Here is a 12,373-nt window from a genome sequence, read left to right on the forward strand (position 1 = left end):
GCGGGCTTCCGGATAACGACCGCGCGGAGCGATCGGGCTTCGTCGAAACGGTATTCATTTTCAAACTCCGGACGATGTCCGGCGCTCCGCGTCCCTTTCCGATAGCTCAGCGGTGTTCCGCGTGAGGCGGCGAAGCCGCGCATCCAAGATCCTCCCCCTGTGGGGGAGGTGTCGGCGAAGCCGACGGAGGGGGGAGTGATCGGCCGATGGCTCGTTCTACGATCAACGATCCTAAAACTCCCCCCACCGATCGCTGCGCGATCGCCTCCCCCACAGGGAGAGGATCAGAACAGCAGCCCATAAAGCCGGCAGTCCCGGCGCTCGCCGTCGCGGTCGACGTGGCCCTTCAGGTAGCCTTCCTGCTCGAAGCCCAGCTTCTGCAGCACCTTCTCGGCCCGGGCGTCGCCCACATGGGTGCGGGCGATCATCCGCTTGAGGCCCAGGGACGAGGCGCAGTGGGCCAGCAGGGCGGCGGCGGCCTCGGTGGCGTAGCCCTGGCCCCAGCCGTCGCGGGCGATGATGAAGCCCAGCTCGCCGCGATGATGGCGCCAGTCCAGGTCGACCAGCTCGCAATAGCCGAGGAAACGGCCGGTCTGGACATGGCGGATCGCCCAGTACAGCGCCCGGCGGTCCTCCATCTCGGCCACCTGGGCGGCGACCGTGGCCTCGACCTCGTCGGGATCCTCGATGGGGTCGCGGTCCCAGTGGGCCATCACCTCCGGATCGCTCAGGAACGGGTAGAGGAGGGGGGCGTCCTCGACGGTCATCGGGGCCAGGCTGAGGCGTTCGGTCTCAAGGATCATGCGCGAGGATGGACCCGATATGGACGGCGGGGCGGGCTTGAGTGCGGCCGGTTCATCCCCAGCTATGGCGCGGGCTCGTCGCAAGTGATAGAGGGGCCGCTTCGTTTTTCGCGGCGGAAGTGTCCGCCGCCTGGCTCGAGATCGATTTAGACATGCTCATCGGCGTTCTGCTGACCATCAACATCATCGTTTGCATCGCGCTGATCGCCATCGTGCTGATGCAACGCTCCGAGGGCGGCGCCCTGGGCATGGGCGGTGGCGGCGGCGGCTTCATGACCGCGCGCGGGGCCGGCGATCTCCTGACCCGCACCACCTGGATCCTGTTTTCGATCTTCCTGGTCATCAGCCTGGCCCTGACCATCCTGACGGGCCGCATGGGCGCCAGCAATTCGGTGGTCGATCGCCTGAAGCTGGACGGCCTGGACAGCAAGACCCTGAACGCCGCGCCGCTGCCGGCCGGTCCGACCGCGCCAGCCCCGACCACCTCGGCCCCGGTCCCGGCCGGCCCGTCGACCGCCGCCCCGGCCGCGATCCAGGCCCCGACCCCGACCATCAGCGCCCCGACTCCGACCGTCTCGACGCCCAAGCCGGCGGCTTCGGCCGCCAAGACGCCGGCCAAGGCCGAGGCGAAGGCGCCGGCCGCCGCCGCGCCGGTCCCGGTGATCAACGCCCCGGCGCCGGCCGAGCAACAGCCGGCCCAGTAAGGGCCGGCGACATTTTACTGTTGATGAACGCCGGTCTTTTCCCCGGCGACGTCGAATCACGGCTAATCTGATCGCCCATGACCCGGTACATCTTCATCACCGGCGGCGTGGTTTCCTCATTGGGAAAAGGCCTCGCCTCCGCAGCGCTCGGAGCGCTCCTGCAGGCTCGCGGCTACAAGGTTCGCCTTCGTAAGCTCGACCCCTATCTCAACGTCGATCCGGGCACGATGTCCCCGTATCAGCACGGCGAGGTCTTCGTCACCGACGACGGGGCCGAGACCGACCTCGACCTTGGTCACTACGAGCGCTTCACCGGCGTGTCGGCCACCAAGGCCGACAACATCACCACCGGCCAGATCTACAAGACGATCATCGAGAAGGAGCGCCGCGGCGACTATCTGGGCGCGACCGTCCAGGTGATTCCGCACGTCACCAACGAGATCAAGGACTTCGTCCTGTCGCCGGCCCTGGACGAGACCGGCGAGAAGCCGGTCGACTTCGTGCTGGTCGAGATCGGCGGCACGGTGGGCGACATCGAGGGCCTGCCGTTCTTCGAGGCCATCCGCCAGTTGCGCCAGGACCTGCCGCGCGGCCAGAGCTGCTACGTGCACCTGACCCTGCTGCCGTTCATCAAGACGGCCGGCGAGATGAAGACCAAGCCGACCCAGCACTCGGTCAAGGAACTGCGCTCGATCGGCATCCAGCCCGACATCCTGCTGTGCCGCTGCGAGCAGGACATCCCGGTCGAGGAAAAGCGCAAGATCGCCCAGTTCTGCAACGTGCGGCCCAGCGCGGTGATCCAGGCGATGGACAGCTCGTCGATCTATGCGGTGCCGATCGACTATCACAAGGAAGGCCTGGACGCCGAGGTGCTGGACGTGTTCGGCATGAGCGACGCGCCCAAGCCGGACCTGTCGCGCTGGGAGGCGATCGACCAGACCGTCAACCACCCCGACGGCGAAGTCACCATCGCGGTGGTCGGCAAGTACACGGTCCTGAAGGACGCCTACAAGTCGCTGATCGAGGCCCTGCACCACGGCGGCCTGGCCAACAAGGTCAAGGTCAACCTGGACTGGGTGGAGAGCGAGACCTTCGAAGGCGACCCCGGCGCCGCGGCGGCCCGCCTGGAGAACGCCCACGCCATCATGGTGCCCGGCGGCTTCGGCGAACGGGGGGCGGAGGGCAAGATCCGCGCCGCCCAGTTCGCCCGCGAACGCAAGGTGCCCTATTTCGGCATCTGCTTCGGCATGCAGATGGCCGTCATCGAGACCCTGCGCAACGTCGCCGGCATCAAGGACGCCTCGTCCAGCGAGTTCGGCCCCACCGAGCGTCCCGTGGTCGGCATCATGACCGAGTGGATCAAGGGCAACGAGACCGTTCAGAGGCGCAGCAACGACGACCTGGGCGGCACCATGCGCCTGGGGGCCTACGAGGCCGTCCTGACGTCCGGGAGCAAGGTCGCCGAGATCTACGGGACCACCGACATCAGCGAGCGCCACCGCCACCGCTACGAGGTCAATATCGGCTACGCCCACCTGATGGAGGACGCCGGCCTGAAGCTGACCGGCCGCTCGCCCAACGGCGTGCTGCCCGAGATCGTCGAGCGCGAGGACCATCCGTGGTTCATCGGGGTGCAATATCACCCCGAGCTGAAGAGCCGTCCGTTCGCCCCGCACCCCCTGTTCGCCAGCTTCATCGCGGCGGCGAAGGAGCAGGGAAGGCTGGTCTAACAAGCGCGGTTGCATCCCCGAACAGATTCGGGCATAAGCGCGCCCTCACGCGGCGGCCTGGGCATTGCCCGAGTCGCCGCTTCCGATTTTCACGCTCAGCGAGCAGAGTCACTTCGATGGCCGTTCCTAAAAGAAAAACTTCGCCTTCTCGCCGGAACATGCGCCGGTCGCACCACGCGCTGGGCGCCAATTCCTTCGTCGAGGACAAGGACTCGGGCGAACTGCGCCGTCCGCACCACGTCGATCTGAAGACCGGCCTGTACAACGGCAAGCAGATCCTGACGCCGAAGGAAGACTAGTCCTTCGGTCCGCTCCGTCCCGACGGAGCGACAAGACGAAGCCTGAAAGGCGGCGGTCTCCGGACCGCCGCCTTTTCGCTGTTCCGCGAGCTCCCGCGGTCGTCCGGGCACGGATTTCGACGATGCCGTCGAAAGAACCGTGTTATCCTGGCGGCAGGGAGATTTGCCCATGCTCACACGCCGGAAACTAACGGCGGGACTGGGATTGTCGCTGATGGCCGAACAGGCCTGGGCTCGATCCGCGACGCCCGCGCCCCTGGCGCGACAGGCCTCGCCTCAGCCGCCGCCGACGCCGCCGCCAACCGCGCCCCCCGCTCAGGCCGAGCCGCCCGCGGTCTTCCTCGACACGGCGCTGGACGCGATCGACCGGATGACGGTCGAGGTGTTCATCAACGCGCAGGGGCCCTTCAACTTCGTGATCGACACCGGCGCGGACCGCAGCGCGCTGTCGACGACCCTGGCGGAGCGCCTGGGCCTGGAGCGCGGTCCCGACGTGATGCTGCACGGGGTCGGCGGCTCAGCCCTGACCCCGACGGCCAAGGTGCCGCTGATGGTGGCTGGCGACGCGCGGATGAAGGACGCCGAACTGCCGGTGCTCACGCCCGAACGGCTGGGCGTGGACGGCCTGCTGGGCGTCGACATGCTGGAGGATCGCAACGTCATCATGGATTTCCGCCGCAAGCGGCTGGAGGTCCGGCGCAGCAGCCCCCTGTCGACCGCCTATCCCGGCGCTCGCGAGGTCTCGGTCCTGGCCGACGCCCGTTTCGGTCGGCTGGCGGTCGCCAACGCCCGGGTCAGCGGCGTGCGCTGCGTGGCCTTCATCGACTCCGGCTCCGGCGCCAGCATGGGCAACATGGCCCTGGCCCAGGCCATCAAGCTGCGGGTGCGCCGCAAGCCCGAACCCGCCATGGCCGTCCGGCTGATCGGCGTGGCGGGCGAGGCGACCGTGGGCGAGCTGCGCGTGGTCCGCTCGATCGACTTGGGCGCCCTGCGGATGACCAACCTGCCGCTGGTGCTGGCCGACCTGCACATCTTCGATATCTGGAACCTCAACAGCCGTCCCGCCGTGCTGCTGGGCGTCGATGTGCTGAAGATGTTCGCTCGGGTCGAGCTGGACTTCGGTTCGGACCGGGTGAAGTTCCGCCTGGGCAAGGGCTGGACGCCGCCAAACCTGCAGGCGTGACGCAGGGGGAGCCGCGAACGCTCGTTCCGACGATCCGGCCAGCGCCGGTTGCGGTTCGTGGCCCGCGCCGCTAAGGGGAAGCGCCTTTTGAAAGGGGAGCTCCCATGACCGAGATCGTCGACATCATCGCCCGCGAAATCCTGGACAGCCGCGGCAATCCGACGGTCGAGGTCGACGTCGTTCTGGAGGATGGCGCCTTTGGTCGCGCCGCCGTGCCCTCGGGCGCCTCGACGGGCGCGCACGAAGCGGTCGAAAAGCGCGACGGCGACAAATCCCGCTACGGCGGCAAGGGCGTCAAGGCGGCGGTTGAGGCCGTCAACGGCGAGCTGTTCGACGCGCTGTCCGGCGTCGACGCCGAAGACCAGCGCCGCATCGACAACCTGATGATCGAACTGGACGGCACGCCCAACAAGAGCCGCCTGGGCGCCAACGCCATCCTCGGCGTCTCGCTGGCGACCGCCAAGGCCGCCGCGGAATCGGCCGGCCTGCCGCTCTACAAATATGTCGGCGGCGTCTCGGCCCGCGTCCTGCCGGTGCCGATGATGAACATTATCAACGGCGGGGCCCACGCCGACAATCCGATCGACATCCAGGAATTCATGATCCTGCCGACCGGTGCGCCGACCTTCGCCGAAGCCCTGCGGATGGGCGCGGAGATCTTCCACGGCCTGAAGAAGGCCCTGAAGGACGCCGGCCACAACACCAATGTCGGCGACGAAGGCGGCTTCGCCCCGAACCTCGGCTCGGCCGAGGACGCGCTGGCCTTCATCGTCAAGGCGGGGGAGGCGGCCGGCTACAAGTCGGGCGAGGACTTCGTCCTGGGCCTGGACGTCGCCGCCACCGAGTTCTTCAAGAACGGCAAGTACGAGCTGGAGGGCGAGGGCAAGAGCCTGGACCCCGCCCAGATGGTCGACTACCTGGCCAACCTGGCCGGCAAGTTCCCGATCCTGTCGATCGAAGACGGCATGTCGGAGGACGACTTCGAAGGCTGGAAGCTGCTGACCGATACCCTGGGCAAGAAGGTCCAGCTGGTGGGCGACGACCTATTCGTCACCAATCCCAAGCGCCTGCAGATCGGCCTCGACAAGGGCCTGGCCAACTCGATCCTGATCAAGGTCAACCAGATCGGCACCCTGTCGGAGACCATCGACGCCGTCGATCTGGCCCACCGCAGCGCCTATACCAGCGTCATGAGCCACCGTTCGGGCGAGACCGAAGACAGCACGATCGCCGACCTGGCCGTCGCCCTCAACTGCGGTCAGATCAAGACCGGCTCGCTGGCCCGCTCGGACCGGCTGGCCAAGTACAACCAACTGCTGCGCATTGAGGAAGCCCTCGACGACCAAGCCGTCTATGCCGGTCGCGCGGTGCTCAAGGGCCGCTAAGCGACTCTCGGCTCCATGCCTCGCCGTCGGGCCACGACGGCGAGGCATGGAGCTGGTCTTGCGGCGCTATCGCCCGCGCAGGGCGGACTATTCCTCCGCCACGCGACCCAGGGCGCGCACGTCGGCCAACGACAGGTCGGCCTTCTTGACGACATAGGCCGTCGCGGCGACGAAGCGTTGATAGGCCTGGATGTCGGAAGCGACGTCGGCGGGAGCGTTGGCGCTGGGGCCCGCAAAGAGCCTGTTGTCCATATAGGCGCCGCCCGCGGGCCGGACAGGCTGGCCGGGCAGGGGGACATCGCCCATCACCAGGTCGCGGAGTTTGCCGCTGCGGGGCCGCCAGCCGCCCCCGTTCACGCGCTCCAGACGCTCGGGAGCGTGGACCAGGGTCAACAGCATGATCTGCATGGTCAGGCTGGCGGCCTTGTCGGCCTTGGCGTTGGAGTCGCTTTCCGCGCGGCCAAGCCCGAGCCCGAAGGTTATCCAGCGGCCGGAATCTTCCCACAGCGTGACAAAGGCGTCCCTGTCGAGCGGCACTTGCAGCCCGTCTCCGAAGTCCATTTTGGGCGGCTGGCCCTTGATGACGCTCGGCTTGGGACCGTCGCCGGCGATGGAACGTTCGCGACGCACGCCGCCGTACGCTAGGGCAGGCGCCAGGCCGGCGCCGGCGAGAGACAGGATGAAAGCGCGACGTTCAAACATGTAATCCCCCCAATTTTGTTACCGCTACCCTATAACGCCGACGGCGGTTTTCATAGTCCGCGTGGCGCTCGGATCCGGCGATTCGGGAAGCTCTCAGCACGGATCGCTCGATCCGTGGGCGCCGGGCGCCACGGCTGGCCCACAATTTTTCTAAAAGCGAATCCGGCTTTGCATCGCACCGCCGCAGAAAACGCCGCCAAACGACCGTTCAGATGCTGCGACGCGGTATCTAGATGCCCTTGAAACGATCTCAAATGAAAGCGTTAGGGAACTGCTTTCAAGCTCTTGCGGCGGCCTCGCAGAACCCCCCGTTTAGTAAGGCGTTAAGCATGATCGGGCAGGGTAAACTTCCCCTCCTGGGAATCGCTGATGTTCGCCCGACTGCAACCCTTCCTGCCGACCGCGGCGCTCCTTCTGCTGATCACCTACTTCGTGTTTCACGCCCTGACGGGCGAGCGCGGCCTGTTGTCGACGTCGCAGCGCAACGCAGATCTCGCCGCCAAGACGCTGGAGTTGAAGAAGATCCGCGCCGAAAGGATGGACCTGGAGGCCCGTGCTCGTCTATTACGCAGCGGCAGTTTGTCGGCGGACCTCCTGGAAGAACGTGCGCGTTCGCTCCTGGGATACGCCGACCCGAGGGACTACGTGATCCGCACCCCGCGCTGAGCGTTTGGTCGGAGAACCGGTCTTCGGCTCTGCCGACGGATCAGGCGAGCCTGGCCCGTTTCGGGTTTGACAAAGGGTCCCCATCTACGCGGAACCGAAGGTTCATTCGGCCGGTGGGCGTCCAGGAGTAGGCCGCGATGAAGATTGGCCAGGGAGAGTTGAATGGCGCGTACGCGCAAGGGTGAAGCCCCCGCGGAGAAGGCTGACGCCACCGGTGTCAACGCCTTCGTCGGCAAGGACGAGCTTCTGAAATTCTACCAGGACATGCTGTTGATCCGCCGCTTCGAGGAGCGGGCCGGCCAACTGTACGGCATGGGCCTGATCGGCGGCTTCTGCCACCTGTACATCGGTCAGGAAGCCATCGCCGTCGGCATGCAGTCGATCAAGGTCAAGGGCGACCAGATCATCACCGGCTACCGCGACCACGGCCACATGCTGGCCGCCGGCATGGACCCGAACGAAGTCATGGCCGAGCTGACCGGCCGCGCGGGCGGTTCGTCGCGCGGCAAGGGCGGCTCGATGCACATGTTCGACGTCGAGACCGGCTTCTACGGCGGCCACGGCATCGTCGGCGCCCAGGTGTCGCTCGGCACCGGCCTGGCGCTGAACAACCACTATCGCGGCAACGGCAACGTGGCCTTCGCCTATTTCGGCGACGGGGCGGCCAACCAGGGCCAGGTCTACGAGAGCTTCAACATGGCCCAGCTGTGGAAGCTGCCGGTCGTGTACGTGATCGAGAACAACCAGTACGCCATGGGCACCAGCGTCGAGCGTTCGGCGTCGGAGACCGCCTTCCACAAGCGCGGAACCTCGTTCCGGATCCCGGGCGAGGAAGTCGACGGCATGGACGTGATCGCCGTGGCCGAGGCCGGGGCCCGCGCCGCCGAGCACGCCCGGAGCGGCCAGGGCCCGTTCATCCTCGAGATGAAGACCTACCGCTATCGCGGCCACTCGATGTCGGACCCGGCCAAGTACCGGACCAAGGACGAGGTCGACAACGTCAAGCAGACCCGCGACCCGATCGACCACCTGAAGGAACGCCTGGCCAAGGCCGGCGTCACCGAGGACGACCTGAAGGTCGTCGACGCCGAGGTGAAGCGCGTCGTGGCCGAGGCGGCCGAGTTCGCCCGCACCAGCCCCGAGCCCGATCCTTCCGAACTCTACACCGACGTATACTTGGAGGCCGCCCAGTGACGGACATCCTGATGCCCGCCCTGTCCCCGACTATGGAAGAGGGGACCCTGGCCAAGTGGCTGGTCAAGGAAGGCGACACCGTCAAGGCCGGCGACGTGATCGCCGAGATCGAGACCGACAAGGCGACGATGGAGGTCGAAGCCGTCGACGAGGGCGTGATCCAGTCGATCCTGGTTCCGGCCGGGTCGGAGAACGTCAAGGTCAACACGCCCATCGCCAAGCTGGCCGGCGACGAGGGCGCGGCCGAACCGGCCGCCGCTCCTGCCCCGGTGGCCAAGCCCGCCGCGGACGAGGCCAAGTCGGGCGAGCCCGAAAAGGCCCCGATCCCGGCCGGCGTGCCCTCGGCCGCCTCGACCTTCGCCGATCCGGAAATCCCGGAAGGCACGCCGCTGAAGAAGATCACGGTCCGCGACGCCCTGCGCGACGCCATGGCCGAAGAGATGCGCCGCGACGACAAGGTGTTCCTGATGGGCGAGGAAGTCGCCCAGTACCAGGGCGCCTACAAGGTCTCGCGCGATCTGCTGCAGGAGTTCGGCGACAAGCGCGTGATCGACACGCCGATCACCGAGCACGGCTTCGCCGGCCTCGGCGTCGGCGCGGCCATGGCCGGCCTGAAGCCGATCGTCGAGTTCATGACCTGGAACTTCGCCATGCAGGCGATCGACCAGATCATCAACTCGGCCGCCAAGACGCTCTACATGTCGGGCGGCCAGATCAAGTCGTCGATCGTGTTCCGCGGCCCCAACGGCGCGGCCTCGCGAGTCGGCGCCCAGCACAGCCAGGACTACGCGGCCTGGTACGGCAACGTCCCGGGCCTGAAGGTCGTCGCGCCCTATGACGCGGCCGACGCCAAGGGCCTGATGAAGGCCGCCATCCGCGACCCGAACCCGATCGTCTTCCTCGAACACGAGATGATGTACGGCCACGAGTTCGACATCCCGGACGTCGAGGACTGGATCGTGCCGATCGGCAAAGCCAAGGTCCGTCGCCAGGGCTCGGACGTCACCCTGGTGGCCTACAGCCGCATGGTGGGCTTCGCCCTGCAGGCGGCCGAGGAACTGGCCAAGGAAGGCATTTCGGCCGAGGTCATCGACCTGCGTACGATCCGCCCGATGGACCACGACACGATCCTGGAAAGCGTCAAGAAGACCAACCGGCTGGTCACGGTCGAGGAAGGCTGGGGCCCGATGGGCGTCGGCGCCGAGATCGTCGCCCGGATCACCGAGTTCGGCTTCGACTACCTGGACGCCCCGCCGCTGCGGGTTCACCAGGAAGACGTGCCGCTGCCCTATGCGGCGAACCTGGAAGCCCTGTCGCTGCCGTCGGTCCCCAAGATCGTCAAGGCGGCCAAGACGGTCTGCTACCGGTGATCATCCGGCCCGTTCACCTAGGCCCTGGCCTGTGTGGACGGGCGCGGAGACCGTCATGACCCAGACCCTCAACGGCTCCTGCCACTGCGGCGCGGTGCACGTGCAGCTCGACCCCGGCAAGCCGGTGGCCGAGCTGGCCTTGCGGGCCTGCCAGTGCTCCTTCTGCCGCCGGCAGGGATCGCGAACCACGAGCGACCCGGCCAGCCGCCTGCACATCACCGCCGCCCCGGGATCGCTGACGCGCTACCGGTTCGGGCGGCGGGCGGTGGATTTCCTGATCTGCCGGGAATGCGCCGTCTACGTGGCGGCGATGATCGAGGACGAGGGCCAGGCCTACGCCACCCTCAACGTCGTGGGGACCGACCTGCCGGGTTTCGCCGACCGCGAGCCTGAACGGCTGGACTATCACGACGAAACGGACGAACAACGCCTTGCCCGTCGCAAGGCCAAATGGACGCCGACCGTTCTGGTCGAAGCCGTCCCGAACGCTTGAGGAAGAAGCTCAATGTCGATCGACATCCTGATGCCCGCCCTGTCGCCCACCATGGAGGAGGGGACCCTCGCCAAGTGGCACGTCAAGGTCGGCGACACCGTCAAGGCCGGCGACGTGATCGCCGAGATCGAGACCGACAAGGCCACGATGGAGGTCGAGGCCGTCGATGAAGGCGTGATCGAAGCCATCCTGGTCGACGCCGGGACCGAGAACGTCAAGGTCAACGCCCCGATCGCCAAGCTGGCCGGCGAAGGCGAGAGCCCCGCGCCCCCCCCCTCAAAGGAGGCGCCCGCCAAGGCCGCTCCGGCCGCTGAAGCGCCCAAGGCCGCTCCGGCTCCCGCCGCGCCCGCCCAGGCCGCCGGCGAGACCGCCGCGCCGGCCAAGCCGGCTCCGGCCGCCGCCCCGACCGGCGACCGGGTCTTCGCCTCGCCGCTGGCCCGTCGCCTGGCCTCGGCCGCGAACCTGGACCTGAAGTCGATCGCCGGCACCGGCCCGCACGGCCGCGTGGTCAAGGCCGACGTCGAGGCCGCCCAGAAGGGCGGCGCGCCCGCCGCCAAGGCCGCCCCGGCCTCGGCGCCCGCCGCCGCCTCGGCCCCCGCCGAGCCGCGCAAGGTGCTGTCGCTGGAGCAGATGGGCATCCCCGCCGGCTCCTACGACCTGGTCCCGCTGGACGGCATGCGCAAGACCATCGCCCGCCGCCTGACCGACAGCTTCCGCGACGTGCCGCACTTCCCGCTGACGATCGATCTGGAGATCGACGCCCTGCTGGCCGCCCGCGCCAAGATCAACCACCTGCTTGAAGGCCAGGGCGTGAAGGTGTCGGTCAACGACATCATCATCAAGGCCGTGGCCGTGGCGCTCAAGCGCGTGCCGGAGGCCAACGCCTCCTACACGCCCGAAGGCATCGCCCTGCACAAGCACGCCGACATCGCCGTGGCCGTGGCCATCGACGGCGGCCTGATCACCCCGATCGTCCGCGCCGCCGAGACCAAGGGCCTGGCCCAGATCTCGGCCGAGGTGAAGGACCTGGCCGCCCGCGCCAAGTCCAAGAAGCTGAAGCCCGAGGAATTCCAGGGCGGCACCTTCTCGGTCTCCAACCTGGGCATGTTCGGCATCAAGGCCTTCGCCTCGATCATCAACGAGCCGCAGGGCGCGATCATGAGCGTCGGGGCCGGCGAGCAGCGTCCGGTCGTCAAGAACGGCGAGTTGGCCGTAGCCACGGTGATGACCGTCACCCTGACCTGCGACCACCGCGTGGTCGATGGCGCGATCGGGGCCAAGTTCCTGGCCGCCTTCAAGCCGCTGATCGAAGAGCCGCTGACCCTGATCGTCTAACTCGGGCTGGGGAGGGCAGGGATGTCCGTCTACGACTATTCCGCCAAGACGCTGGACGGCCAGGACGCGAGCCTGGCCGACTATCGCGGCCAGGTGCTGCTGATCGTCAACACGGCCAGCAAGTGCGGCTTCACCCCGCAGTACGAGGGGCTGGAGACGCTGTACCGGGACCATAAGGACAAGGGCTTCACGGTCCTGGCCTTCCCCTGCAACCAGTTCGGGGCCCAGGAGCCCGGGAACGCCGAGGAGATCGCCAGCTTCTGCTCGCTGACCTACGACGTGACCTTCCCGGTCCTGGCCAAGATCGACGTCAACGGCCCGTCGGCCCATCCGCTCTACGCTTACCTGAAGCACGAGCAGAAGGGCCTGCTGGGCACCGAGGCGATCAAATGGAACTTCACCAAGTTCCTGATCGGCCGCGACGGCGAGGTCGTCGAACGCTTCGCTCCCACCACCAAGCCTGAAGACCTGAAGCTCGCCGTCGAGGCGCTGCTGTAACGCATTGAACT

General features: G+C 67.5%; 12 protein-coding genes and 1 pseudogene. 11 read left to right on the plus strand and 2 right to left on the minus strand.

What is annotated here, in order from left to right:
• Positions 1-284: 284 nt before the first annotated feature.
• The gene (locus ASD47_RS00745; protein ID WP_056750189.1) at positions 285-803 is read right to left on the minus strand and encodes a GNAT family N-acetyltransferase; all 519 of its coding nucleotides are present in this window, start codon (positions 801-803) and stop codon (positions 285-287) included.
• 152 nt (positions 804-955) lie between these two features.
• Here ASD47_RS00745 and secG point away from each other — a divergent pair, with 152 nt between their 5' ends.
• The 5 genes from secG (at position 956) to eno (ending at position 6,104) form a co-directional block, all read left to right on the plus strand.
• The gene (gene secG, locus ASD47_RS00750) at positions 956-1,507 is read left to right on the plus strand and encodes a preprotein translocase subunit SecG (protein ID WP_056750192.1); all 552 of its coding nucleotides are present in this window, start codon (positions 956-958) and stop codon (positions 1,505-1,507) included.
• Between the two features lie 77 nt (positions 1,508-1,584).
• The gene (locus ASD47_RS00755) at positions 1,585-3,237 is read left to right on the plus strand and encodes a CTP synthase (RefSeq protein ID WP_056750195.1); all 1,653 of its coding nucleotides are present in this window, start codon (positions 1,585-1,587) and stop codon (positions 3,235-3,237) included.
• Between the two features lie 116 nt (positions 3,238-3,353).
• Positions 3,354-3,536 carry a 50S ribosomal protein L32 gene (rpmF, locus tag ASD47_RS00760; RefSeq protein WP_007671126.1) on the plus strand — a complete coding sequence of 61 codons (183 nt, stop codon included), beginning with the start codon at positions 3,354-3,356 and terminating at the stop codon, positions 3,534-3,536.
• 169 nt (positions 3,537-3,705) lie between these two features.
• Complete coding sequence (locus tag ASD47_RS00765) at positions 3,706-4,719, plus strand: retroviral-like aspartic protease family protein (RefSeq protein ID WP_056750198.1); 1,014 nt, start codon at positions 3,706-3,708, stop codon at positions 4,717-4,719.
• Between the two features lie 104 nt (positions 4,720-4,823).
• Positions 4,824-6,104, plus strand: a complete 1,281-nt coding sequence (gene eno, locus ASD47_RS00770; RefSeq protein WP_056750201.1) for a phosphopyruvate hydratase — start codon at positions 4,824-4,826, stop codon at positions 6,102-6,104.
• Positions 6,105-6,191: 87 nt separating this feature from the next.
• Here eno and ASD47_RS00775 read toward each other — a convergent pair whose 3' ends face one another.
• Entirely contained in the window at positions 6,192-6,806 is a 615-nt protein-coding gene (locus tag ASD47_RS00775; RefSeq protein ID WP_056750204.1) for a hypothetical protein, read from the minus strand.
• A gap of 369 nt (positions 6,807-7,175) precedes the next feature.
• On the opposite strand from ASD47_RS00775, the gene ASD47_RS00780 reads away from it, so the two are divergent.
• The 6 genes and pseudogenes from ASD47_RS00780 to ASD47_RS00805 all read left to right on the plus strand — a co-directional run bounded on the left by ASD47_RS00780 (position 7,176) and on the right by ASD47_RS00805 (position 12,362).
• A complete protein-coding gene (locus ASD47_RS00780; RefSeq protein WP_035074961.1) occupies positions 7,176-7,472 on the plus strand; it encodes a septum formation initiator family protein in 297 nt (98 codons plus the stop codon).
• A gap of 162 nt (positions 7,473-7,634) precedes the next feature.
• On the plus strand, positions 7,635-8,666 hold the full coding sequence (gene pdhA / locus ASD47_RS00785) for a pyruvate dehydrogenase (acetyl-transferring) E1 component subunit alpha (RefSeq protein WP_056750207.1): 1,032 nt from the start codon (positions 7,635-7,637) through the stop codon (positions 8,664-8,666).
• Positions 8,663-10,036, plus strand: coding sequence for a pyruvate dehydrogenase complex E1 component subunit beta (locus tag ASD47_RS00790; protein ID WP_056750211.1), 1,374 nt, complete (start codon positions 8,663-8,665; stop codon positions 10,034-10,036). Before pdhA ends, ASD47_RS00790 begins: the two co-directional genes overlap by 4 nt.
• A gap of 409 nt (positions 10,037-10,445) precedes the next feature.
• Positions 10,446-10,529, plus strand: a pseudogene (locus ASD47_RS26970) (aldehyde-activating protein); the annotation flags it as partial.
• Between the two features lie 12 nt (positions 10,530-10,541).
• Positions 10,542-11,864, plus strand: a complete 1,323-nt coding sequence (locus tag ASD47_RS00800; protein WP_056750217.1) for a pyruvate dehydrogenase complex dihydrolipoamide acetyltransferase — start codon at positions 10,542-10,544, stop codon at positions 11,862-11,864.
• A 21-nt stretch (positions 11,865-11,885) separates the two neighbouring features.
• Entirely contained in the window at positions 11,886-12,362 is a 477-nt protein-coding gene (locus ASD47_RS00805; protein WP_056750219.1) for a glutathione peroxidase, read from the plus strand.
• Positions 12,363-12,373: the final 11 nt, after the last annotated feature.

The organism is Caulobacter sp. Root1472, assembly GCF_001426985.1.
Classification (GTDB): Bacteria; Pseudomonadota; Alphaproteobacteria; order Caulobacterales; family Caulobacteraceae; genus Caulobacter; species Caulobacter rhizosphaerae.

What these genes read in the sequence shown, in the direction of transcription:
- ASD47_RS00745 (WP_056750189.1), bottom strand. Translation starts at nt 803, where the DNA reads ATGATCCTTGAGACCGAACGCCTCAGCCTGGCCCCGATGACCGTCGAG.
- secG (WP_056750192.1), top strand. Translation starts at nt 956, where the DNA reads ATGCTCATCGGCGTTCTGCTGACCATCAACATCATCGTTTGCATCGCG.
- ASD47_RS00755 (WP_056750195.1), top strand. Translation starts at nt 1,585, where the DNA reads ATGACCCGGTACATCTTCATCACCGGCGGCGTGGTTTCCTCATTGGGA.
- rpmF (WP_007671126.1), top strand. Translation starts at nt 3,354, where the DNA reads ATGGCCGTTCCTAAAAGAAAAACTTCGCCTTCTCGCCGGAACATGCGC.
- ASD47_RS00765 (WP_056750198.1), top strand. Translation starts at nt 3,706, where the DNA reads ATGCTCACACGCCGGAAACTAACGGCGGGACTGGGATTGTCGCTGATG.
- eno (WP_056750201.1), top strand. Translation starts at nt 4,824, where the DNA reads ATGACCGAGATCGTCGACATCATCGCCCGCGAAATCCTGGACAGCCGC.
- ASD47_RS00775 (WP_056750204.1), bottom strand. Translation starts at nt 6,806, where the DNA reads ATGTTTGAACGTCGCGCTTTCATCCTGTCTCTCGCCGGCGCCGGCCTG.
- ASD47_RS00780 (WP_035074961.1), top strand. Translation starts at nt 7,176, where the DNA reads ATGTTCGCCCGACTGCAACCCTTCCTGCCGACCGCGGCGCTCCTTCTG.
- pdhA (WP_056750207.1), top strand. Translation starts at nt 7,635, where the DNA reads ATGGCGCGTACGCGCAAGGGTGAAGCCCCCGCGGAGAAGGCTGACGCC.
- ASD47_RS00800 (WP_056750217.1), top strand. Translation starts at nt 10,542, where the DNA reads ATGTCGATCGACATCCTGATGCCCGCCCTGTCGCCCACCATGGAGGAG.
- ASD47_RS00805 (WP_056750219.1), top strand. Translation starts at nt 11,886, where the DNA reads ATGTCCGTCTACGACTATTCCGCCAAGACGCTGGACGGCCAGGACGCG.